This window comes from Victivallis vadensis, assembly GCF_003096415.1.
GTDB lineage: Bacteria > Verrucomicrobiota > Lentisphaeria > Victivallales > Victivallaceae > Victivallis > Victivallis vadensis.
Window position 1 is genome coordinate 61327 of the sequence record NZ_QEKH01000020.1, and the last position, 22581, is coordinate 83907.

The 22581-nt window shown below is 60.6% G+C and carries 16 protein-coding genes; 9 read left to right on the forward strand and 7 right to left on the reverse strand.

Going from position 1 to position 22581, the window contains the following annotated elements; all coding sequences use genetic code 11:
- Nucleotides 1–30: 30 nt before the first annotated feature.
- Both C8D82_RS12670 and C8D82_RS12675 read right to left on the reverse strand, forming a co-directional pair.
- Complete coding sequence (locus tag C8D82_RS12670; RefSeq protein ID WP_116884658.1) at nt 31–3249, reverse strand: hypothetical protein; 3219 nt, start codon at nt 3247–3249, stop codon at nt 31–33.
- A gap of 22 nt (nt 3250–3271) precedes the next feature.
- The gene (locus tag C8D82_RS12675; RefSeq protein ID WP_206212507.1) at nt 3272–3970 is read right to left on the reverse strand and encodes a prepilin-type N-terminal cleavage/methylation domain-containing protein; all 699 of its coding nucleotides are present in this window, start codon (nt 3968–3970) and stop codon (nt 3272–3274) included.
- A 182-nt stretch (nt 3971–4152) separates the two neighbouring features.
- Between C8D82_RS12675 and C8D82_RS12680 the strand changes: the two genes are divergently transcribed.
- The 6 genes from C8D82_RS12680 (at nt 4153) to C8D82_RS12700 (ending at nt 11038) form a co-directional block, all read left to right on the forward strand.
- Entirely contained in the window at nt 4153–4998 is an 846-nt protein-coding gene (locus C8D82_RS12680) for an AraC family transcriptional regulator (RefSeq protein ID WP_165833060.1), read from the forward strand.
- 29 nt (nt 4999–5027) lie between these two features.
- A complete protein-coding gene (locus tag C8D82_RS20740; protein WP_133245192.1) occupies nt 5028–5495 on the forward strand; it encodes a hypothetical protein in 468 nt (155 codons plus the stop codon).
- A 73-nt stretch (nt 5496–5568) separates the two neighbouring features.
- The gene (locus tag C8D82_RS12685) at nt 5569–6654 is read left to right on the forward strand and encodes a LacI family DNA-binding transcriptional regulator (RefSeq protein WP_116884661.1); all 1086 of its coding nucleotides are present in this window, start codon (nt 5569–5571) and stop codon (nt 6652–6654) included.
- Between the two features lie 119 nt (nt 6655–6773).
- Nucleotides 6774–7841 (forward strand): substrate-binding domain-containing protein, encoded by a 1068-nt coding sequence (locus C8D82_RS12690; RefSeq protein WP_116884662.1) that lies wholly within the window; start codon nt 6774–6776, stop codon nt 7839–7841.
- An 11-nt stretch (nt 7842–7852) separates the two neighbouring features.
- The gene (locus tag C8D82_RS21600) at nt 7853–8602 is read left to right on the forward strand and encodes an H-X9-DG-CTERM domain-containing protein (protein WP_133245193.1); all 750 of its coding nucleotides are present in this window, start codon (nt 7853–7855) and stop codon (nt 8600–8602) included.
- 378 nt (nt 8603–8980) lie between these two features.
- Entirely contained in the window at nt 8981–11038 is a 2058-nt protein-coding gene (locus tag C8D82_RS12700) for a hypothetical protein (protein ID WP_116884664.1), read from the forward strand.
- Between the two features lie 15 nt (nt 11039–11053).
- Here C8D82_RS12700 and C8D82_RS12705 read toward each other — a convergent pair whose 3' ends face one another.
- The 5 genes from C8D82_RS12705 to C8D82_RS12725 form a co-directional block, all read right to left on the reverse strand.
- Entirely contained in the window at nt 11054–14119 is a 3066-nt protein-coding gene (locus C8D82_RS12705; RefSeq protein WP_116884665.1) for an alpha-mannosidase, read from the reverse strand.
- Nucleotides 14120–14218: 99 nt separating this feature from the next.
- Entirely contained in the window at nt 14219–15781 is a 1563-nt protein-coding gene (locus tag C8D82_RS12710; protein WP_116884666.1) for a glycerophosphodiester phosphodiesterase family protein, read from the reverse strand.
- 100 nt (nt 15782–15881) lie between these two features.
- The gene (locus C8D82_RS12715; protein WP_116884667.1) at nt 15882–16703 is read right to left on the reverse strand and encodes a TrmH family RNA methyltransferase; all 822 of its coding nucleotides are present in this window, start codon (nt 16701–16703) and stop codon (nt 15882–15884) included.
- 72 nt (nt 16704–16775) lie between these two features.
- The gene (locus tag C8D82_RS12720) at nt 16776–17663 is read right to left on the reverse strand and encodes a DMT family transporter (RefSeq protein WP_116884668.1); all 888 of its coding nucleotides are present in this window, start codon (nt 17661–17663) and stop codon (nt 16776–16778) included.
- 133 nt (nt 17664–17796) lie between these two features.
- Nucleotides 17797–18909, reverse strand: coding sequence for a M24 family metallopeptidase (locus C8D82_RS12725; RefSeq protein WP_116884669.1), 1113 nt, complete (start codon nt 18907–18909; stop codon nt 17797–17799).
- A 114-nt stretch (nt 18910–19023) separates the two neighbouring features.
- On the opposite strand from C8D82_RS12725, the gene plsY reads away from it, so the two are divergent.
- Genes plsY through C8D82_RS12740 form a run of 3 tightly spaced genes read left to right on the forward strand, consistent with a single transcriptional unit; the run spans nt 19024 to nt 22570 of the window.
- Nucleotides 19024–19665, forward strand: coding sequence for a glycerol-3-phosphate 1-O-acyltransferase PlsY (gene plsY / locus C8D82_RS12730; protein WP_116884670.1), 642 nt, complete (start codon nt 19024–19026; stop codon nt 19663–19665).
- A gap of 4 nt (nt 19666–19669) precedes the next feature.
- Complete coding sequence (locus tag C8D82_RS12735; RefSeq protein WP_116884671.1) at nt 19670–20662, forward strand: NAD(P)H-dependent glycerol-3-phosphate dehydrogenase; 993 nt, start codon at nt 19670–19672, stop codon at nt 20660–20662.
- Between the two features lie 3 nt (nt 20663–20665).
- Nucleotides 20666–22570 carry a hypothetical protein gene (locus C8D82_RS12740; RefSeq protein WP_116884672.1) on the forward strand — a complete coding sequence of 635 codons (1905 nt, stop codon included), beginning with the start codon at nt 20666–20668 and terminating at the stop codon, nt 22568–22570.
- Nucleotides 22571–22581: the final 11 nt, after the last annotated feature.

The following is a 22581-nucleotide window of genomic DNA, read 5'->3' on the forward strand; positions in this document are numbered from 1 at the left end:
AACCGGTCGAATTCCGACCGGCTTCCGGTCTCACGGCCGTGAGAGGTGGTAGATCATCGTCGCACCTTCGGGACGATGGGTCTCCACCGGGAAGCTGATTCCCGCCCTCCCCGGTTCGCATTTCACCGGAGCGAGTACGGAACCGTCCGCCGCAAGTGCCTCGACGCGCCACCCGTCGTTCGGGGCGACCGCCAGCGTCACATCGGCCCGGCCGCGGGCGACCAGCATCGGGATTTTGCCGTCCTTGAGCAGCAGCTTCCGGGCCGGAGTCTGATACTGCTCTTCCGAGGCGAGAGCGTCCGTCAGGTGGAACAGCAGCAGATCGCGGCTTTCCGCCAGCGGTTTCCCGTCAAGCGAGTGAACCGATACCGTGGCGAAGTCATTGGCATTCTTCACATCCAGGAAGCGCCCCCGCGCATTGCCGTTGTGAAAGGTCAGCACTTCCGATTTCGGCGTCACGACCCGCAAACTCACCTTGGCCGGCTCCAATTCGATCTCGCCGGTCAAGCTCGTGACGGAAGCCTTCTTCCGGAAACGCTCCGCTGCTTTCCGGAACTCCGGCGGCAGCCCGTCGATCCAGTCCGGCCGGGAGGTATCCACTTTGTGAACCTGCTCCGACTTGCTGTCGGCGGCGACCGACCCGATCCGGCCGATCAAGCCGAGCTGGGAAAACTCCGGCGGAAATTCCTCGCCGTACCGTTCCGAATTCCAGGTATAGGCCAGCGGCACATTCGACGCCGCCGCGACGTCGCCGCGCACGAAGAGGAACCAGATGATCCGTTCTGTCAGCAGCGAAATCGGTTCGCGCAGGGTGGAGAACGCACCGGGAGCCTTCGGAGAGAAAATGTTCTCCCGCCGGAATTCATAGCAGAAGCGGTAAAGTCCGTCCCAGTCCTGAAGCGCGGAGTAGGCGCCGGCCACCGCCCCCATCTCGCTGCGGTAGCGGTTCGGGTAGCAGTAGTTGATCTCCGTGACGATCAGCGGTTTCCCGGGAATCCGGAGCGGCATCGATTCGCGCATCGCCGCCGCGTATTTCGCAATGTCGGCGTTCTGATGAAAGGCGACCGGCGCCTGCCAGTTGTTCATCGGAAAAGTCGGGTGATCGTGGTAGATGTGGGCGTCCAGCAGCGGCAGCATATCCCGGAAGGGCTGCAGCGAGGGCGAAGCGTTGTTGTTCAGGTTCGTGAGGATCGCCTTGACGCCAAGTTCTTCACGCAGGAAGCGGCTCTCTTCCTCCATAACCGCGCGCTGGCGTTCCGCGAGAAAGCGGTAGAAGGTTTCTCCGCGCTCCGCCGCGAGCTTTTCGGAATAGATTCCATTTTCCCGCAGCCACGCCGCATACCGCTCCGCAACCAGCGACAGGAGTTCCGGAAACATATTCCAGACCGCGTAAAGCGGAGCCTCGTTGTCAAGATTGAGCGCAAAGAACGCCGGATCTTCCGCCATGCTCATGCCGGTATAAGGATTCTTGAGCGTGAACACCCGGCGGGCGTATTCCTTCCAGTTTTCCAAAGCGGAATCTGAGAAGAAATGAAGCACCTTGCGGTAATGGTTCTTATTCGAACTCCGGCATTCCGCGATGTTGTCGCCGGGGCGGATCGGGCGGGACGCACAGACATCGGTGGTGATGTACATGCCCTTCTCGCGCAGCTTGGCGTAGAAATACTGGAAACGATCGAGCGTCTCCGGATTGAAATGAAGCGAATCATCCTTCGACCAGTCCATGATGAACATCTCGAACTGATGGAAACGAACCGAGTTGTATCCCTCCATGGCAAGACGCTCCACCAAGATGTCCGCCTCCTCGTGCGTCGGCGCCACCAGCCGCTGGCAGATATTGGTGCCGAAAAAGCGAATCCGCTGTTCCGGCGCGTTCTCGAAAGCGAAGTGCCCGTCAGGCCGGATCACGACATGCCCGAATTTTCCGGCCGGCACATGATTCCGGCCGGAAAAGTCCATGGGCGATCCCTGCAGGTAACGAAGCGGCATATCATATTTCTTCCACTCCTTCCCCTCCGAAATCACGATCGGCTTTCCAGCCGTTCTGCCGGGGCGCAGGTTGGCGAACGAAGCGGCGGCAACCATCCAGACCCCCTTTCCCGGTAAAAACTCCAGCCGTGCGACCGGCTTCTCGTCCAGCCGGAAAGCGGAAGCGAAAAGACCGACTTTGCCGCTGCCGTTCTCGCCCGTCCAGGCGATCGGGCCGTTGGGAAGGTCAAGCATCGGCCGCCACCAGTTTCCGCAGTCAACTCCGGCGCGCACCGGAATTTCCTGCCGGGCGCCATCCTTATAAGTAACGGCGATCACGCCGACCGGCTCGCCGCCCTGCGGCACCCACGCCGCCGCGTGAAGCAGATACAAATACCGGTGCAGTTCCGCGCCCTCCAGCTCGACTGCGCCCGCTGCCGGGAAGGTGCGGTGATTCGAACGAACCACACAGCTTCTGCCGCCGTTCTGCTCCGGATCAGCCACCTTGAAACGGATTCCGGAAAAGGCCACGTCGCCGGGCTGCATGCAGCTGAGATCCTGTTTCGGCCCCTGGTCAGTCCAGCCGCCGCGACCGTCATCGGCGGTATCGTCGCAAAGTCCCATGTTCGCAGCCGCTCCGAGCGGAATCGGCATACTGCGGAGCGGTTCGGTTTCGATTTCAAACTCCAGTTCAGCCCTGCGGCCGTCTTCCGAGAGTTCCGCAAGCAGATGGACGGAGTAGTACGGTTCCTTGCTCCAAACCCGCTGATCGTTGACTCTCACCCGGAAGCTGCCGCGGAATGTGAAGAGCAGATCACCGGCCACGATCGAGAGCGACTTCTCCCTGAGGTGACGCAATGTCCCGAAGATGCGGCCGTTTGATTTCTCCCCGGTCAGGGCGACCGGTTTTCCGCTGATCTCCAGTTCCGCGGGGATCGAGACCGGCAGTTTGATCTCCATGCTGGCGGAGTCGTTTTTCTCGTCAAAAGCAGCCTCTCCCCGGTAACGCCAGCGGTTGCCGGAGAGTTTTTTGAGCGAAGCATTCAGCGAGACATTCTGCTTCGGCGACAGAGAAACCTTCCCGGCGATTGAGATGGTGTCGCCGTTCCACTTCGGCTGCGGCTGCTTCAGGTCGATCCCCTTCCAGGAGGAGGAATCACGCCATTCCATCTGCAAGGCGTCGTTGAGGACGAGACGTCCCTTTCCGGAAAGCGTTGCCGGTTCTCCGGCGGCGGCGCCAAGAATGGAAAAGGAAAGAACAGAGAGGAGAAATCTTTTCATAAACATTTCCGTTCGTTACAGATCAATGAAGTTCAATGAATTGGCCGGAGGCGTCGTCGATGTATCTGGGAACACCGGATTTCTCATGGAGTTCCTGCGGGGAGCGCGCATCCACATGCCCATCCAGCAAGAGAACGTTGGCTCGACCGCTGTGGGCGGGAGTGATACCGCTGGACTTGGAAATCCGAAAACAGGGCAGGGTGCTGCCCTGCTCGCGGGAATCGGCGATGATTATGATGTCGGAGGTCCGGCCGGTCGTATCCGGCAGATAGCCGTTGGCGGTCTGTTTCACCGAGGAAATCCGCCCGACTTTCGGACAGGCGGCTTCATTCCAGTAACCGGTAACGAGGTGCGGATTGAAAGCATAGGTATAGGAGAAATAGAACCAGCTGTTGGAGTCGCTATAGCCGGAGTGGAGAGGGCAGCGGAGGATCGCCGTCCCTTTCTGGGACTGGGCGATCGTGGAATAAGTGGCGAGCGCCTTTCCCCAACGCAAGGCCGCCGTGTCGTTGGTAGCCCCCGGTGCCGGATAATAGCCGTCATAGGTATCGGCGTACATCGCCAGATAAAGCCCGACCTGCTTGAGATTGCCCGTACAGGCAATTGCCCGCGCCTTGGCCCGCGCCTGATTCAGGGCCGGCAGCAGCATTCCTGCCAGAATGGCAATAATCGCGATAACGACCAGAAGCTCAATCAGCGTGAACCGACGAATCCATTTCATTTCCGTCCCTCCTTGCATTTGTAAAACAGATTTTTCAAGGTATTATATATCAACTCCGAACCTTGTTGTTATAAATATAATAAAAAAAAGACGGAAAGTCAATTACCGTCAAAAGAGAAAACATGAGGAAAACCGACAAAAAACATGAGGATTTCTGCCAGGCGGCATCAGGAAAACACGAGATGCAGTGGTCAAAAAAGGCCGAGTATCAGACTCGGCGGCGGGAAACCTGGATGATCCCTGTCAGCGGAGCGTTTCCGTTCTATCCCTACTGCATGGAAGAGGAGGTCAGGCTCCGGGACTACTGGTTCATGGAAAATTTCACCCGGTTCTGGCTGGCGATCATCGCGTTGGAGGGGGATATTCTGTTTCACTTCGGCAACAAGGATATCCGGCTTTCGGCGGGGGAGATTCTGTTCATTCCGAAAAATACCGGCTACTCTTTTGAAAACGGCGAATCTGAATCCTCGCATAAAGTGGTCCTTGAAGTGATCGGGCAGAATCTGAATTCAGATCTGGAAACCCTCGGCCTGAACCGCCTGATCTCGGTTCGAAGCGATCGGTGCGAAGTGCTGGCAGATCAGATTCGCGCAATCGGCGACCTGATTCATCTGCAACAGCCCTCCGCAGTTCCGGAACTGCTCGGCCGAACCTACCGCATACTGGTGGAGTTCTCTGATCTCCTGCCGGAGAAAAAACGTACCAACAACCTTCTGCTGCGAGCGCAGATGCTTCTGGAGAGCAACTTCGAAACCCGGCTGACATTGCCCCAGCTCGCCAGAAAGCTGAACAGCCGTGAAGAGAAGATCAACCGGTTGTTCAAGGAAAAACTCGGCATCACGCCGATGCGGTATCGGATCGAAAAGAAGATGGAACGGGCCCGCCATTTGCTTGTCGTCACTTCACTGACCATTAAAGAGATATCTTTCCAGCTCGGATACTGCGATCCTTTCTATTTTTCAAGCGAATTCCGGCGCATCACGGGATTTTCCCCGTCGCAGGTGCGCAACTGCAAGGAATTGCTGTAGAATCGGTTGTCAACTCCGGCGCCGGAGCCATGCAGCGTCAGGAGATCAGCAGCCTTCCTCCTGGGAAACTTCAAGGAGAGTATCGAACAATCCGGATCGTGCGCAACTGCACCGCCTCCAGAGCAGGCCAAAGAAAATTCAGGACGATTCAACGAACAGCAGAAGACGGCGGTGTCCGCCTTCCCGGAGTTATTCGACCGGAAATCGGAAACGCAAGAGCAGGTCGCCGTTTTCATCGCCTTCTCCAGCTCCGGCGTGTCGCCGGGGCATCGGCGCAATGCTTTGACACCTTTGAAAATCGAACGGCAGACCGGATCGAGCGCATCGAATTCGGTTTCATCCCCGACTTCCTCATGGTCGATTTCCACTGGGAGAAACGTCCTGAAAGCCGCAACCTTTTCCTGCCGGCGATTTCGGGCTGCCGGAAAAATTCTGCTTTCCGGCGCTGCTGGAAACCTGACGCAATTTTCCGGAAAAATTCCGGCCGGAGGGATTGACATTCTTCCATCCGTATGCCATACTATAAAAAAGATGAAACGTTAGGTTTGCAATCGCGGGAGCAATTGACCGATGAGTACGGAAACCGGCCGGCGGCCGATCACGCTGAAAATGATTTCAGAGAAAGCGGGCTGTTCGATCTCTTCAGTTTCAACGGTCCTGAACAACTCCCGAGGCAATTCCGTGGTCGGCGACAAAACCCGCAGACATATCCTTGCGATCGCCAACGAGCTCGGTTACCGGCCGAATTTCGCGAGCCGCAGCCTCAAAACCCGCCGTTCGCGCACCGTCGGAGTCTACGTGCAGCCGCAGTTGTGGCGCAGCCTCGGCAACAACTATGAACGGCAGATTTTCAAAGGGATCGAGGAGGCCGCTTTCGAGCGTAACTACGATATTCTGGTGCTGAACCTGAGCAGCCGGGCCCTGCCGCAGGTCTGCGAGGCCCGGCTGGGCGAAGGGCGGATCGACGGGCTGCTGCTGCTGCACGCCGACCGGGAGGCGGAGTGGATCGACCGTCTCTGCGACGCCAGCGACTGCGTGGTCGCGGTGGACTGCTGCTTCGACAGCAACCGGTTGAGCCGGATTCTGTTCGACAACGACGCCGCCATCCGGCTGGCGGTCTCCCATCTGGCGCAGCTCGGGCATCGGAGGATCGGTTTCGCCGGGGTCTGCACCCGCGACGCGCTCGAAGAAGCGCCCGACCGGGAGGCACCGTTCCGCGCCGCAACCGCCGAATTCGGGCTGGACCGCGCCCCCGAACTGATCTTCAACATCGACAACTGCCATCCGCCCATCCCGCCGGAGGGGCAGCGCTGCCAGCTGGAAGGCATTCAGGCGCTGCACTATTTCCGTTCGCTCCCCGAACCGCCCACTGCGGTCGTCGCCTACAATTCGCTCGCGGGGCTTTCACTGATGCGGGAAGCCATCGCCACCGGCCTGCGCGTCCCGCAGGACCTCAGCATCATCGGCGTAGACGACCATGAATTGATCCATTTCTTCCAGCCGATGCTGACCGTGATCGACCACCCGCTGCAGGAGATGGGCCGGGCCGGCGCCCAACTGCTGATCGACCTGATCGAAGACCGCGAAACCTCACCGGCCGTTCGCGTCTTCGCCCCGGCCCTGCTGCCCGGCTCCAGCTGCCGTTCCCTCCCGTAAGCCGCTCCCCTCCCCCGCATCTGTCAAAAAAACGGAAAAAAATTGGTTCCGCTATTGCATTATACTGTATCATACGGTATAATATAAACAAAAGGAAACCAATCATCAAGGATACCGGTATGATCCAGCCCCGTTTGAAATCCGACGAACTGTACCCGCGTCTCTGGAACGAATTGCAGCATTACGCGCCCGGCGAACAATTCATGTCGATCCGGCAGATCATGCGGAAATTCGAGGTCAGCCAACTGGTCGTGGACCGCACACTGTCGCGCCTGCGCGAGGAGGAGTTCCTGACCGCGGAAGGCGGACGCGGCCTGTTCGTTTCGGAGAAGATCAGCCGCTTCACCGCCGATACCCCTGAAACCGTGCTCTGCGCCGTGCCGCGCTGGCACTCCCACGATGTCATGGAGATGCTGAATGCGTTCCGGGAGCTCCAGCCGGAATTTCCCCGGCAGCGGCTGCTCGGGTACGAGTTCGACTTCGCCCGTCCTCTGCCCGACGTGCTTCCATTGCTCGAAGAGAACGTCAAAGGCATCCTGCTGCACCCGGCGGGAGACGAGTTCGACGCAGCCGAAGCCGAAGCGTTCAACCGGCTCCGCGGCGGCATCCCGGCGGTGATGTTCGGCCGCAACTGCCTGAGCAGCCGCCTCCCCTCGGCCAGTTTGGACGACACCTTCGCCGGCAGCCTGGCCGCGCGCCAGTTGCACCGGAACGGCCACCGCAAACTGGCCGTGCTGCTTTCGGAACCGCACAACTGCGCCACACTCGACCGTGTCAAGGGGGTCGAAGACTATGCGGAACTGAACGAACTGGAACTGGAAGTGATCGACTGCGGCGTCCGCAGCGGCGAATTCGCGCCCGGCAAAACCTACGACCACATGTTTGAACGCCTGCAGAGGAAGTTCGACTTCACCGGCATCGTCGGCGTGGCCAGCAATTCGCTTTCCGGTCTGCTGAATGCGTGCCACAACCGCAATATCGGAATTCCCGGCGAATTGAGCGTGGTCACCATCGGCAGCATCGGCCTGACCCGGACCTTCGCGCCGCCGGTCGATACCGTGGAAACCGACCTGCCGGGGCAGATCAAAGCGGCACTCGAACTGCTCGCCTCCGGCAATCCCGGAAACATCTCCCTGAAAACCAACCTGATCGAACAAGGCTCCGTACGCAAACTCAACACCAAATAACAATGGAGGAAATGATGCGGAAACATCAAACGGCACCTGAACTTCCCACCGGCTTCAGCCGGCAGTCACGCAGTCAATTCACATTGATTGAATTGCTGATTGTAATTGCTGTTATCGCGATCCTCGCAAGCATGCTGCTGCCGGCGCTGAACAAGGCCCGCGGCAAGGCGCAGACCGCCTCCTGTTCCAACAACCTCAAGCAATTCGGAATCGCCCACAGCCTGTACGCTGACTCCTACGACGGCGTGCTCTGCCCGGAAATCCTGCAGCCGGGGGACATCATCTGGGTCACCCAGTTCACCAACCTGATCGGCCGCGAGAAAAGCGCCCGGCTATTCCACTGTCCGGCATCCGATGAAACCAACGCAACGCTGTTGAGCACTTACTATTCCAAACCGCCGTTCGATCCGGACGCCCGCCTCAGCTATGCACAGAACTACCGGCTTTCCACCTGGCGCACCTACTCCCCGGCGCGCAAAATCACCCAGTACAAATATCCGTCCAGAACCGCCGCCAATTTCGACGCCCCCACTCCCAAATGCAAGGAGAAACTCGTCGCATTGCACTATGGAATCCTCTACACACCCGCCGAAATTTCAGGAGAAGGCTATTACGGCACGGTGCAGTACGGCCATGACGGCGGCATGAACATGCTGCTGCTCGACGGCCATGTCAATTTCTATCCGCGCAGCACCATGCTCCGCGCCCGCGCCGAGCGCTCCAAAAAGCTGTGGCTCTGCTGGACGATCAATGACAGATAACCGGGACTTTGCCTCCGGCGGCCGGGGGCGCTTCGCCCCCCGGTCCCCCAGACCGGCAAGGTGCCGGCGCCGTGTACGGTTTCGAGATTTTTGCGTAGCAAAAATCTCGAAACCGGGGGTATCAATAATGGGTCGGAGTAGCTCTATCGGCGGCACCTGCCACCGGGTGCTACCCGGTCGGGTTACAAGGACGAAGCGCCTTGTCCACCGGAGGTAACTTGTGCGCGTAGCGCACAAGGTCTGCCGCCCGGTAGGGCAGGCAGACCCGCCTGCCGCGAAAGCGGCATGGCTTCCACGGAACTTTAAAAACCGCCCCGAAGAATGGGGTATCCACTCCAATCGGGAAAAATATGAAATGCAACCATTAAGGAATATAAAATGAGCAAACCGTGCACTCTCCTCCTGGCCGCCTTGCTGAACCTCGCCGCCGCGACGGCGGCCGAAATCTGGCAGGAGGCGGAAGATTTCACCGCCTCCAACTGGCCGCACCGCTCCATCTACCTGCAGAAAAACGGCGGCGGCGCTTCCGGCGGGCTGATCCTCGAACTGTTCACCGCCAAAAAGCCGGCCGGAGCCGATCACTATTACGCCTCATACGAAATTGAGATCCCCGCCGACGGCAGATACGCCCTCTGGGCGGCGGTCTCCAATCCCGCTTCCGGCTGGGCTTCCCCGATCGCGATCGCGGTGGACGGCAAGGTAGTCTGGGACGATCCGGCGGCGATGAAATGGAAAAGCGGCGCATTCGGCGCTCCGGCTCCCAAAGCGGTGCTCGGCTGGATCAATCCCGGCTCGGTCGAACTGAAGTCCGGCAAACACCGGATCGACTTCCGGGTCACGCGGCCCCGCCGCGATTCCAACTCCTACAGTTGTTTCTTCGACGGCTTCCTGCTGACCACCAGCCGGACAGTCAGGCCGCGGGCGAATTACCGCATCTCCAACCTGCAACCGGAATGGAAGAAACTTCTTGCGCAATCCGGGGACTTCCGTTCGCTGCAATTCGCCACGGAGCAGAAGCTGGTGCGCGCCCTGATGAAGGAGAAGGCCCCGGTCGAGGGCGTTTCCGATGAAAACGCGGCGATGGCCCTGAAGAAACTGCTGGCCCGCCCCCTGCCTGCGCCGATGCCGAAAGGAAGCATCCACCGGATCGGAGTCCACGGCATGGAAATCCCGCTGGTCCGCAAGGGATTCCAGGATGATAAAACCGGCAGAGCCTTCGAACTGCTCGCCCGCGCCGGAGTCGATACGCTGCGCACCGCCGAACTCTGCTGGCACCGCCTCGGCAAGGATGCCCCCGCGAGCTTCGACTTCGGGAACATCGACTATCAGGTGGAACAGGCGGGCAAATACGGGATGAATTTCATGTTCACCATCGGCTACCCCGCCGCAAAATTCAACAAGCACCCGTTCCATCTCTCCACCTTCAAGCCGGAACATGAGGCGCTGTTCCGCGAATACCTGCGCCTGATCCTGCCCCGCTACGACCGCTTCGCCCAGTATTGGGAGTACGCCAACGAAGTGGATGCGCCGAAAGTCTGGTGGCGCGACGCCACGCCGCAGGACTACGTCCGCGACTGCCGCATCCTGCGCGAGGAGATGGATAGACTCGGCATCAGAACTCCCGTGCTCGGCATCTCCGCGACCTATTCGCGCAGCGCCGCGCGCGACAAAAACGGCGAGGGCCAGGAGTTCACCCGCCGCTGCCTGGCCGCCGGGCTGGAGCGGTACATCGACGGCTATTCGCTGCACTACACCTGGCAGATGAAAGAACAGGATTTCGTGAAGTTTTTCCGCGAACTCTCGCCCGGCACGATCAGCAACAAACTCGTGAACAGCGAAGAGAGCGCCTTCAGCCATCCGTCGGACGTCATCAAGCTGATGGCGCGCGACCTCTATCTGCACGGATTTGAAAGCGTCTACTGCTACCTCGCCCGCGACCGGATGGAGGGGGCCAGCCTGAACCGTTCCGGCTTCTTCGACATCGACTGGCGCCCGAAGCTGCGGCTGCTGAGCCTCGCGGCGGCGGCGGACGCGATGAAAACCCGCGACCTCGTCCGCATGGCCGAACCCGCCGAAGACGTGGAAGCCTATCTGCTGCAGAACAACCCGGCCGCTCCCGCCGGCACTCCGAAATACGCTGTCATCCTCTGGAAAAACGGCGCGGCCGAGGCGATGAATCCCGACTTCACCCCCGGCCCGACTCTCGAACCCGCCACGGTACATTTCCGCGACGGCAAGGTAGTCAAAGCCGTGGACTGGCTGCTCGATGAAGTTCCTTTCACCACAGCTTCACCGCAATTCGAAATCACCGAACGCCCCCTCGTCGTCTACTGCGACGAGCTGCCCTCATGGCCTGAAGTCACGCGCGGCGAATGGCTCAAAAAACACCGCGCCGGCACCGTAGCCGCTTCCGAAGCCGTCGTCCCCGCCAACTAGCCCCCCTGCGGGAGGCTACTTTTTCAGTTTGAAGGTTTTGATTTCAAACGGCCTGAATGTGACGACGATCCTGCCGTCCACAGGAGTCAGTTCGGCGCCGTCTTCCCATTCGGTCAGGCCGGTTTCGACCAGACGGCAGGCGGTGTGAAGAACAGCGGAGGAGTGGCGGCCGCCGCGTTCGACCAGACGGACCACCGCGCAATCCTCTTTTTCCGCTTTTTTCAGCGCGGCCAGCTCCACTTGCTCCGCTTCCACCCGCACCGGCAGTTCGGCGGAACCGGCCAGACCGTCGAAACGCTGCGGCGGACGGTTCAGCCGCAGCGCCTCGGCGCGGACTTCGGAGTCGACCGCACCGTTCGCGTGGGGCAGGAAGCTGTAGGTGAAGGTGTGATCGCCCCGGTCGGCATCCCAGTCGGGATATTTCGGGGCGCGCAGCAGCGCGAGGTCGATCACGTTGCCGAGCAGCCGGCAGCCGTATTTGCAGTCGTTCAGCAACGCCGCGCCGTACTCGTATTCGGAGAGGTCGGCGTATTTGTGGATCGGCACTTCGAAGCGGGCCGTGTCCCAGCTGGTATTGGTGTGGGTCGGGCGGCGCACGAAGCCGAACTGGATGTCGGAGGTCGATTCCGGGGTGCGGACGGTCAGCGGGAAAGCGACCCGCAGCATCTTCCGGGCCTCGTCCCAGTGAACGGCGGTTTCAAAGTCAAGGCGGCGCGAGTGTTTCCCAAGCGTAACGCGCTGGCGGATCGTGGAGCTGCCGATCCGCAGCACGAACTCCAGCCCGTCCTGAACCGCCCCCGAAAAAGCGCGCGCCGGCTCCGTACTGCGGGCCTCGCCGCACTTGTTGTTGATGTAAAACTCCTCGATGTCCCACGCTTCGTGGGCATTGGAACGGTCCACATAGAGGGAAAAGAGATTCGCCGGGGTTCCCGCCGGGATGAACTCCCGGCCGAGCTGCTTGTCGAAGGCCGAAATCAATCGCCCGTCCGCGTCGAAGCGGTAACGGATCAATCCGTTTTCCAGCAGCAGTTCCCCGGAACCGGCGGCGACGGCGTTCCGCGCGGTGCCGTTCCGGCGCAACGTCAGGAAGCCGGAAGCCGGAACCTTCACCTCCGCCGTAACCCGGCTGCCGTCGGCCTGCACCGGAACCGGGCCAGTTCCGGCCACGACCGCCGCTTCCGCCCAGTTCTCCGGCAGTTCGACCGGACCAGTATAGTCGATATTCAGCGAATTGAAGAAGGTGACCGCCTCACCGTCCCGCTCCAGCAACCTCGAAGCCGCTTCGTCAAGCAGTTTGCGGGTCGCGGCGAGCGCCTCGGCGTGTTCGCGCTCGGTGACCTCATAGACCTTGCGGATCGAAGAACCGGGAATGATATCATGGAACTGATTCAGCAGCAGTACCTTCCAGATCCGGTCGAATTCGGCGGCGGGATATTCCGGCAGCGGCAGCGCACACCACAGCGCTTCGGCGGCGGCCAGCAGCTCTTCGAGTTTGCGGTTGTTTTTCTTGGTGCGGGCCTGCACGGTCATGGTGCCGCGATGATATTCGAGGTAGAGCTCACCCTCCCACCTCGGCAATTCAGCGGAGTGCTCCGCCAGCCGCCGGAAGAAGCGGTCGGCACGATCGAATTTGAACTTCGGCGCACCTTCGAGATCCGCCAGCCGGGCGGCCCGTTCCAGATACTCCTCCTTCGGCCCGCCTCCGCCGTCGCCGATGCCGAACAGACTCACGAATTCATCGGTCACGGTATTCTCGTTGAAGCGGTTTTCGGCCGGAACGAGTTCGGAGGGCGTCACCACCGCGTTATAGGTGTTCTCCGGCGGGAAATGGGCCAGAAGCTCGCTGCCGTCGAGGCCGCGCCAGAAAAACGCATGGTACGGGAAACGGTTGGACCAGCTCCACGACATCTTCTGCGTCAGGAAGTTCGGACAGCCGGCCAGCTTCGCGATCTGCGGCAGCGACGCCGGGTAACCGAACACATCCGGAATCCACAGATTATCCACCTCCACGCCGAATTCATCGCGGAAGAAGTTCTTGCCGTGCAGGAACTGCCGGACCAGCGATTCGCCGCCCGGCATATTGCAGTCCGCCTCGACCCACATGCCGCCGAGCAGCTCCCAGCGGCCCGACTTCACCGCCGCTTTGACCTTTTCGTACAGCGCGGGGTAGTGTTCCTTCACATAGAGATAGTGCTGCGGCGAGGAGGCGCCGAACACATATCCCGGATACTTTTCGATCAGGTCGATCTGGCTGGCAAAGGTACGGGCACACTTGCGGACCGTTTCGCGGACCGGCCACATCCAGCCGGTGTCGATATGGGCGTGGCCAAGCCCGACGGCGGTCATCGCGGAGGCGCTGGCGCGTTTTTCCAGCACCGGAACAAGTTCGGCCCGGGCTTTCGCGGCGTTGGCCGGGGATTCGGCGAACGCATCGGCGGCGCGGCTGACCGCGCTTACGATCAGGTCGGCGCGGCGGCAGCGCGGCGGCAGCACGTTGAGCAGGTCGAGCAGCACTTCAAGGTCGAGGGTCAGCAGCCAGAGTTCGCGGTTGAACCATCCGATCCGCATCACTTCGGCGGTGGCGTCGCACTTTCCGTAGGGATGCGGCTCGTCCAGCTCCGGATCGGCGTTCATCGCGACGCCGAACAGTGCGTTGGCGGCGGCTTCCACCCAGAATTCCACGGTTTTCCCCGCCCGGTTTTCCGGCAATTGATACAACTCCTTCCGGTAATGGGGGCCGAAAACCGAGCCGGCGCTGAAGCCGAACTTCGGCACGCCCGCCTCATCGAACAGCATCGCCTCGCCGCCGAGTCCGATCCGCAGCGCCAGCGGCCGGCCGGCCCACTCCTGCGGCAACTCCGCGGTGAGCCGGAACCAACCCGAATCCCAGGAATCCCCCCACTTCTCCCCTTCGCGGATCGGCCTGAACTCCCCGTTCAGCCGCTCGGCGAACGGGATGGGCTCGACGGAATGCCGCACCTCCGCCGTCAGCGGAATGGTTTCAAAAAAGAGGTGGCGGCTCAGGCGCTCCTGGAATTTCCGGGCGCGCTGAAGGTAAAGGTCGAACTCTTGCTGCTGCATATGCTGGCTCCTGATTATTTATAAATACAACCGGTTGCATTATTGATGCTTAAAAGATAGCCGTTTCCCGGACGAATGCAAGGGCGGCTGTCAATTTTTTCAGAGAAAAGCCGAATCGGAAGGCCGGAAAAGTGATCCGGGCGCCGCCAGCAGCTCCGCCGCCCGGTTGGTCAGCACCGTATCGATTCCATGGGCAACAGCTTCGGCCGCAGCCGGATAGTCGTCGGCGAAGAACAGATTGCATCGGATGCCCGCCCGGTGGGCGCGCGTGACATCCTCCGGTTGGAAACTGGCGTAGAACTGCAGATAGCGGCAGCCATACCGGATCGCATTGTCGACCAGACGGGCGGAATCATGCTGTTCGGCCATACAGGAACGCGACACCTCCGGAACATGCCGGATCGCCGCTTCCAGCACATCCGCCTCCCCGCCTACATAAGCGCGGCCCAACAGATTGCGGCGGGAAAGCTCCCGGCCGACCATCCGGAGCAAAACTCCATCGGGACCGGGCGTTTTCAGGTGAATATTCAGGCCGACACGGCCGCCGGATATATCCAGCACCTCCTCCAGCCGGGGAATCCGGATTCCCTTCCAACGTTCCCCATAGACGGCCCCAAGGTCAATCCGCCGTATTTCCTCCCAGGTCAGCTCCTCCACCCGGTGCGGCACTCCGGCCACGCGGGCAAGGTCGGGATCATGCGAAACCACCGGCACCAGATCCGCACTCAAAAACAGGTCGAACTCGATTTCGTGCGCTCCGACCGCAATCGCTGCGGCGAATGCCGGCAAAGTATTCTCCGGCATTGCCGCGCTGAGTCCCCGATGGGCGCAGAGGCGCGCGCCCTCCTCAAGAACATTCTCCGGCCGGTAGAATGCCCAACGCCGATGGGCTTCGATCAACTGCCGGTGTTCGACTTCGGGGCGGCCGAAGGAAGCCGGTTTCCGGAACTTCCGGGCCGGATTGAATTCCGTGATCAATACGGCGGGCATCCCTCCGGCAACCGCCGCCAGCTCCCCCGACGGAGAGACCAGCAACGAGTTCCCGGCCCGCTCCGGCGAATTTTCAACCGAATAAGAACTGCGGATCAGCCATGCTCCCGAATCCAGGGCGCGGGCTGCCGCCAGAAGACGGATTCTGCCCGCACTTTCGGCGCGCTGATAACTCGGGCACAGGATCAGATCCGCCCCACGCCGGGCCAGCGCCGTGAAATACTCCGGGAAGTACTGGTCGAAACAGATCGCGGCGGCAATTTTCAAGCCGTTGAATTCCAGCAGCTCAATCTTTTCCCCCGGCACCAATCCCAATTCCGTTTCGGCGTCAGTGAGGTGCATCTTATCAATGCCGCCGACGGTCTGCCCGTCGGAGCCGATCAGGATCAGGCGGTTCCGAAGCCGTCCGGCTCCGTCGGCGACAACCACTCCGGCGGCAACCGCGCAACCGGAATTCCGGGCAAATTCCGTAAGCCGCCCGATAAATGCCCCCCCTTCTCCGGCGGCGAACTCCCGCAACGCCGCCGCTTCTTCAATGCCGGTGACATTTGAATACTCCGGGAGCACGACCAGATCGCATCCGGAATCTTCAAGCAGACAAAGCTGTTCGGTTTCCCATGCAATCGTTTCGGCGGCGGCAAGATAAGGCGGCTGCAAAATTGCGACTTTCATATCAACTCCCAGACAGGTTGTAAAAAACGGCTTATTAAGGACAGGAAACAATGCGGAATCCAAGCGTCGGAAAGACCGGCATTTCTTGCTCCCTCCGGCATTACAGCCGCGCCGAGGTTTTCCAATTGCGCTGGCGGGCGGCTTCGTAGAGCAGGATCGTGGTCGCGGTCGCGACGTTCAGCGAGTCGATTTTGCCCAGCATCGGAATGCGCACCGGCAGGTCGGAGTGCTCCATCCACAGCTCGGTCAGCCCGGTCTGTTCGGTTCCGACCACGATCGCCACCGCCTGTGTCATGTCCACGTCGGTGTAAATCTGATCGGTGTGCGGCGTCGCGGCCAGCGTCCTGATGTTGTTCTTTTTCAGCCAGTCGTAGGCCTCCTGGTTTTCCGCTTCGGCCAGCGGAACCGAAAACAGCGCGCCGGTGCTCGCCCGGATCACGTTGGGATTGTAGATGTCGGTGCATTTGTTGCAGATGATGAAACCGTCCACTCCGGCGGCGTCCGCGCTGCGCAGCATCGAACCGAGGTTGCCCGGCTTCTCCACCGCCTCCGCCACCAGATAAAGGCCGTTCGGGCGAACCGGCATTTCGGCCAGCGTGTGACGCTTCATTTTCGCAATCGCAATCAGCCCCTCCGGGCGTTCGCGATAGGCCATCTTCTCCAGCAGGAACGGCGCGACCTGACACACCTTCACCCCTTCGGAAGCAAATGTTTCCAGCAGCGGGAACTCATTCTGCCCCAGGAAATGTTCCGGGGCAAAAAAAACTTCGACGATCTCCATGCCGTATTCACGGGCGCGGGTCAATTCCCGATACCCCTCCAGCACGGTCAGCTGCTCCTTTTCACGCGGCCGCCGGTCGCGGAGCTTGATCACATGTTTGACCGAATCATTCTGCGTACTGGTGATTTTCACGAATTCCATAGGTTCCGCCTGCTGTTTTACTGTTATTTGTCACCCTATTAAAATAGCACGCCGCAACCGGAAAATCCAACCTTATCCGAACGAATACAGCAGGATCGCCCCGACCATCATCAACGTGGCGATTCCGCGCCGGAGCCAGACATCGCCCCCTTTGGGCGTTTCCAGATTCCGCACCCCCATTCGCAGCAGCAGCAAGGTCAGCAGGATCGACAGCGGCCCCCGCGCCGCCATGATCACGTTGCCGAACACCGGCCCGACCATCGCATAACAGCCGTACAGAAACAGCTGTTTGAAAAACCATGCCCCGGCATACGGCGCCGCCGGTTTCAGTTCGGCCGGCTTCATGCGCCGCAGGAAAAAAGCGGGCAGCAGCACGATTCCGATTACAAAATTGATCATGCAGACCGCCAGCAATGCCCGGTGCCACAGCGTCGGGGCCGCAATCCCGTCGATCATGAATTTGATCGAAAGGTCGGAAAGGCAGTAGAATCCGAGCGCACCGAATACGAAGCCCATCCCCCGGAAATTGAACCTGCCGTTCTGATAGTTCATCACCATCGCCGACGCGGCCGCCAGCACAATGCCGCCGACCTGAAGCCAGTTGTAGCGTTCCAGCCCGATCGAGGCCGACACAATCGCCAGCACCACCACCCGCAGCCCGAGCAGCGATGAAAGCCGCGACGGCGCAATGCTTTTTTCCGCCTGAAAGAACATCACCTCGCCGCCGGTCGTGCCGAGCGCCGTTCCGGCAAGCGGCAGCAGCCAGTGCCAGCTTCCCCAGAAACCCGGCTGCCACGCCAGCGCCAGCAGCGGAATACTGAACAACGCAATCAGCAATTGCGCCAGAACCATCAGCCCGACCGCGTTCCCGCCCCTTTTCATGTAGATCCGCGAACAGATATATCCGCCCGACTGAAACAGCGCCGCCGTCAAACCGGTACATACCCCAAGCAGTATCATTCGTACCTCCTCCTCATTCCTGTCAAATTCTACCTCTGTTCCCTATAATATAACGGGAAAGGAGCAGTTTGCCAGCCGGAACTTATAACTAACGGTACAGCAAGGCGATGCAAAAATGCCGGATGCCGGATCCTCAATCGATTTCGAGGAAGGTTTCCACTTCGGTCAGGCAGCGGCCCGCTCCGCCGGGTTCGACGAACATCAGGTCTTCGAGCCGGATGCCGCCCCATTCCGGATAATACAGCCCCGGCTCGACCGTCACGATTTCGCCGCCGCGCAACGGAACGCGGTTGCGCGGACTCAACCGGGGCGCTTCGTGAATATCCAGCCCGACCCCGTGACCGAGACCGTGGAAAAAGCCGAAATCCGCTTCTCCGCTTCGACCGGTATGGAATCCGGCCCGCTCCATCGAACGCGCCGCCGCATTGTGGATTTCCGCCGGATCGGCTCCAACCTTGACCAGCGACTTGCCCAGTTCGCGCGCCGCCAGCACCGCGTCGAACGCCTTCTTCACCAGATCGGACGCCTTCCCCTTGACCACGGTGCGGGTCAGGTCGCCCCAGTAGCCGGTCGCCGCCGAACGCGGGAAAATATCCATCACGATCGGCCAGTTCGCCGGCAACGGCCCCGAACCGGTGTTGTGGGGCTGCGCCCCCTGCGCGCCGCCGGCGCAGATGGTGCCGGTCGGCTCCATGCCGAGCCGGACCATCGCAATATCGATTTCACTGCGCAGCATCTCGCTGGTCAGGATTCCGCCCCGCCATTCGATCAGGCCTTCGGAGGTGATCCGGCTCTCGCGGAGCACATCGAAAGCGCGACGGACTCCGGCTTCCGCCGCGCGCTGACTTTCGACCACCTTTTCCACCTCCTGCGCCGACTTGAATTCGCGCTCCGGGAAATAGGTGCCGTCCGCCGCCCTGACCGCCAGCCCCGCCTCGCGCAGCCGGTCCGCCCACAGAAGCGGAAACTCCGGCGGCACCAGAAAGCCCTGCACCCGCAGCCGGGCGGCGAGATTCTTCAGCATATCGATCCGGTCCGGTCCGCCGAACTCCGCTTCGGTGTGGACGGTCACGCCGGGGCGCGCCTGCTTCACCGCGCGGCTGAACTCCAGGGGCGAACAGATCACCCCGGCGTCGCCGTTCGCTTCGAACCAGATGAATTCGTCCGGCGTGGAAAATCCCGCCGCATAGCGCATATCCGGCGAACTCTCGCCGGAAGCGATGATCAAACGTGCGATTTTGCTCATTTCAGTATCCCTTTTATTTGAAAAAAAGCCGTTGAAGGGTAATATTGTAAATCGGCATACGCTTTAAAATAATGCATCCGGCTTTCGGATTCAATCATACAACCAGGATTTTTTATGAGAGCAGAGTTCATTCTTCTTCCGGTCGCCGCCTATCTGATCGGTGCGATTCCATTCGGCTTCCTGATCGGCAAACTCAACGGAGTGGACATCCGCAAGGTCGGCTCCGGCAACATCGGCGCGACCAATGTGACCCGTTCCGTCGGCAAAACCGCCGGAAAAATCTGCTTCGGCTGCGATTTTCTGAAAGGGCTGCTCCCGGTATTGCTGACCGGACTCTTTCTGCCGCAATACCCCTGGCTGACGCTGGCGGTCGGCCTCGCGACACTGCTCGGACACATCTTCCCGGTCTACCTGAAATTCAAGGGGGGCAAAGGCGTGGCCACCGCGGCGGGCGTCGCAATGGCGATGGCGCCCTGGCCGCTGCTGATCGGGCTGGCCGTCTGGGCGGGCACGTTTCTGGCCACCCGCTACGTGTCTCTCGCCAGCATCGTCGCGGCGGCGGTGGTGCCGGTGCTGGCGGTGATCTTCCGTCTCTGCGGCGTCGGCAATCCGGTTTCGACCAGCTGGATCACCATCGGTTTCCTGACTCTGATCGCATTGCTGGCGATCCTGCGCCACATCGGCAACATCGCCCGGCTGCTGAACGGCACCGAAAACCGCTTTGAAAAGAAAAAAGCCCAATCCGAGGAGAAATAATTCCATGCGCATCACCGTACTCAGCGACGGCGGCTGGGGGACCGCCCTGGCGATGAACCAGGTGTCCAACGGCCACGACGTGACGATCTGGGGACCGTTTCCGGACTACCTTGACGAAATGCGCCGCACCCGCCGCAATCCCCGTTTTCTCGCGGGTGTCGAGCTTCCGGCCGGACTGCGCTTCGAAGCGGATATGGGCAAAGCGGTCGAGGGGCGCGACATGCTGATTCTCGCCACGCCGACCCAGTATCTGCGCGGTGTGCTCGCGAAGCTCGCTCCGGTATTCGACCGGGAGCGCCATGTGCTGGTCGACGTCGCCAAGGGAATCGAAATCGATTCCTGGCTCCGGATCAGTGAAATGGTCGAATCCGTGCTCGGTGAAACCCGCTATGTGGTCCTTTCCGGTCCCAGCCATGCCGAGGAAGTCTCCCGCCGGGTTCCGACCGCGGTGGTGGCCGCGTCGGCCGATCTCGCGCTGGCCGAACTGGTCCAGCAGAGCTTCATCAACGACAATTTCCGGGTCTACACCGGCACCGACGTGGTCGGGGTGGAACTCGGCGGCGCACTGAAAAACGTGATGGCGATCGCGGCGGGCATCATCGACGGCATGAAGCTCGGCGACAACCCCAAGGCGGCACTGATGACGCGCGGCATCTCCGAAATGGGCCGTCTCGGCGAATTGCTCGGCGGCAAGGCACAGACCTTTTCCGGGTTGAGCGGCATCGGCGACCTGATCGTAACCTGCACCAGCGGGCACAGCCGCAACCGCCACGTCGGCGAAGAGCTTGGGCGCGGCAAAAAACTGCCGGAAATCCTCGCATCGATGGGGATGGTCGTCGCCGAGGGGGTCACCACCGCCAAGGGAGCGCATGCGCTTGCGCGGCGGGTCGGGGCCGAAACTCCGATCATCGACGAGATTTACGCAGTCCTCCACGAAGGGCGCAACGTCCCGGATGCGATCCGCAACCTGATGAGCCGCAGCGCCAAACCGGAGTAAGCAATGCCGAAAATCCTGCTGTCCCTGCTGACTTTCCTGACATTTGCGGCAGCCTGTCCGGCAGCGGCGCAACTTGAACTTCCGGGGCGCACTCCGATTTTCACCGAACCGAACCATCGTTCCAAACTGGTCGGCGTGACCGGACAACCGCTGCGGGTGGAAGAAATCGGCACGCGAACCACCCTGGTCTCCATTCATCCGCTGGCCCGCTATCACCGTTTCACCGAAGTGAGATTGCCGGACGGCAAGACCGGCTTCGTCGATCCCAAGATCACCCTGACCGAACGCGGCACCCTCCATTCCGGAAACGCCGTCGAATGGTGGCGTTACTGTCTGCTGCCGCTTTTCATGGCGGCGCTGGGCGCGACCGCATTCTCCCTCTGGAAAAAACGGGACGTGGAAGATCGCCTCCGCTGGCTGAAGCTCGCCCTGATCCCGGTCTTCCTGCGCCAGTTATTGCTGTTGCTGCTGGTCAATCAAGCCCAGAACCTGATCACTTCGCCTGCCGACGAAGGCGGTTATTATTCCAACCTGACCAGTTTTCTCGCGTGGGATTTTTCCGTGCCGTGGCACTTCACGGTCGGCACCAGCATCTTTTATTTGCCTTTCGAGCTGTTCTCCGGGACACGAGAACTGATCGACATCTTCATTCCGGTCTCATGGGTGGAGGGATTCATCATCTCGCCCTGTTCGCTCTTCCTCGGCTTTCTGATCGCCCGGAAACTGACCGGAAGCGTGAAGATCGCCTTTGGCGCTATGCTCACGTGGGCGGTGCTGCCCTTCATCTACCACCATCTGCCGGAATTCGAGCCGCGTTATTTCTCCTCCTTTTTCGCGGAACCGAGCTGGGCGTTCACCTACCGCCACTACATCAACCTGATCGCCTGCGGCTTCTCCGCGATGAGCGACACGCCGTCCACCATGCTGATGCTGCTGGTGATGGTGCTGCTGCTCTACCGCCGGGCGACGTGGCATAATGTGGCGCTGGCGTCTTTCCTGTACGCGTTCGGCTGCATGTTCCGAATCAACAACATCATCTTCGCCCCTGCGCTTGCGGTGATGCTGTGGTGTTACCGGCCGGAGTATCTGGATACGCCGCGCCGCCTTTTGCGGAACGGGCTTGTCGGCCTGGCCGCGTTCCTGATCGGTTTTATGCCCCAGTTTCTGGTGAACTGGCACTTCTTCGACAGTCCGCTGCGCTTCTCCTACACCAACTACGCCCACGGCGCGCATACCTATATCCACTGGATGTTCGTGGAGCTGACCAGCGCGTTTTACGGCACCACCAATCAGGTGATCTGGATTCCCGCGCTGCTTTCACTCTTTTTCATGCGGGACCGGAAATTGCGGATCACCCTGACCTGGTGGGCGGTGCCGATCATTCTGTTCTTCTTCGGTTACAGCCACGGCACCGATGACCCGATCCGCTTCATCCTGACCAGCTATCCGGCGTTCTTCATCGCGATTGCGGCATGCGGCATCTGGAAAAACGTGGAACGCCGCGACCTGCCTTTCCTGCTGCTGATTGCACTGGGCTGGTATCTGACCATCCCCAACCCCACCACCGCGAATTACAGCTTTTATCTGGAACAGCCGCTGCATCTGATCATGCGCAACTGCGATTTCGTATGGTTCGACATCGGCGGATTTCTCTGCATCGTCACCGGAGTAGCCGTGCTCACGTGGCGGAACCGGCAGACCGGAGTTTTCCTCGCGCTGGTCAATCTGCTCTATTTGCTGGGCAACGCCTACATTCTGGCGCTGATGCTGGTCGCCGCGCTGCTCCGGGCGATATTCGACACAGCGGTGATGCTGACCCCGGGACTCCGCCGACAAGCCCCGCTTCCTCCAGGCAACGATGGGACTCCCCCCGCGCCCCCAAGCCGGCCCCTGCACGCGGAACGATAAGCACCGCAGGA

Excerpts from the sequence above, each read along its gene's own strand:
- C8D82_RS12670 (WP_116884658.1), bottom strand. The coding sequence starts at position 3,249 with ATGAAAAGATTTCTCCTCTCTGTTCTTTCCTTTTCCATTCTTGGCGCC.
- C8D82_RS12675 (WP_206212507.1), bottom strand. The coding sequence starts at position 3,970 with ATGAAATGGATTCGTCGGTTCACGCTGATTGAGCTTCTGGTCGTTATC.
- C8D82_RS12680 (WP_165833060.1), top strand. The coding sequence starts at position 4,153 with ATGCAGTGGTCAAAAAAGGCCGAGTATCAGACTCGGCGGCGGGAAACC.
- C8D82_RS20740 (WP_133245192.1), top strand. The coding sequence starts at position 5,028 with ATGCAGCGTCAGGAGATCAGCAGCCTTCCTCCTGGGAAACTTCAAGGA.
- C8D82_RS12685 (WP_116884661.1), top strand. The coding sequence starts at position 5,569 with ATGAGTACGGAAACCGGCCGGCGGCCGATCACGCTGAAAATGATTTCA.
- C8D82_RS12690 (WP_116884662.1), top strand. The coding sequence starts at position 6,774 with ATGATCCAGCCCCGTTTGAAATCCGACGAACTGTACCCGCGTCTCTGG.
- C8D82_RS21600 (WP_133245193.1), top strand. The coding sequence starts at position 7,853 with ATGATGCGGAAACATCAAACGGCACCTGAACTTCCCACCGGCTTCAGC.
- C8D82_RS12700 (WP_116884664.1), top strand. The coding sequence starts at position 8,981 with ATGAGCAAACCGTGCACTCTCCTCCTGGCCGCCTTGCTGAACCTCGCC.
- C8D82_RS12705 (WP_116884665.1), bottom strand. The coding sequence starts at position 14,119 with ATGCAGCAGCAAGAGTTCGACCTTTACCTTCAGCGCGCCCGGAAATTC.
- C8D82_RS12710 (WP_116884666.1), bottom strand. The coding sequence starts at position 15,781 with ATGAAAGTCGCAATTTTGCAGCCGCCTTATCTTGCCGCCGCCGAAACG.
- C8D82_RS12715 (WP_116884667.1), bottom strand. The coding sequence starts at position 16,703 with ATGGAATTCGTGAAAATCACCAGTACGCAGAATGATTCGGTCAAACAT.
- C8D82_RS12720 (WP_116884668.1), bottom strand. The coding sequence starts at position 17,663 with ATGATACTGCTTGGGGTATGTACCGGTTTGACGGCGGCGCTGTTTCAG.
- C8D82_RS12725 (WP_116884669.1), bottom strand. The coding sequence starts at position 18,909 with ATGAGCAAAATCGCACGTTTGATCATCGCTTCCGGCGAGAGTTCGCCG.
- plsY (WP_116884670.1), top strand. The coding sequence starts at position 19,024 with ATGAGAGCAGAGTTCATTCTTCTTCCGGTCGCCGCCTATCTGATCGGT.
- C8D82_RS12735 (WP_116884671.1), top strand. The coding sequence starts at position 19,670 with ATGCGCATCACCGTACTCAGCGACGGCGGCTGGGGGACCGCCCTGGCG.
- C8D82_RS12740 (WP_116884672.1), top strand. The coding sequence starts at position 20,666 with ATGCCGAAAATCCTGCTGTCCCTGCTGACTTTCCTGACATTTGCGGCA.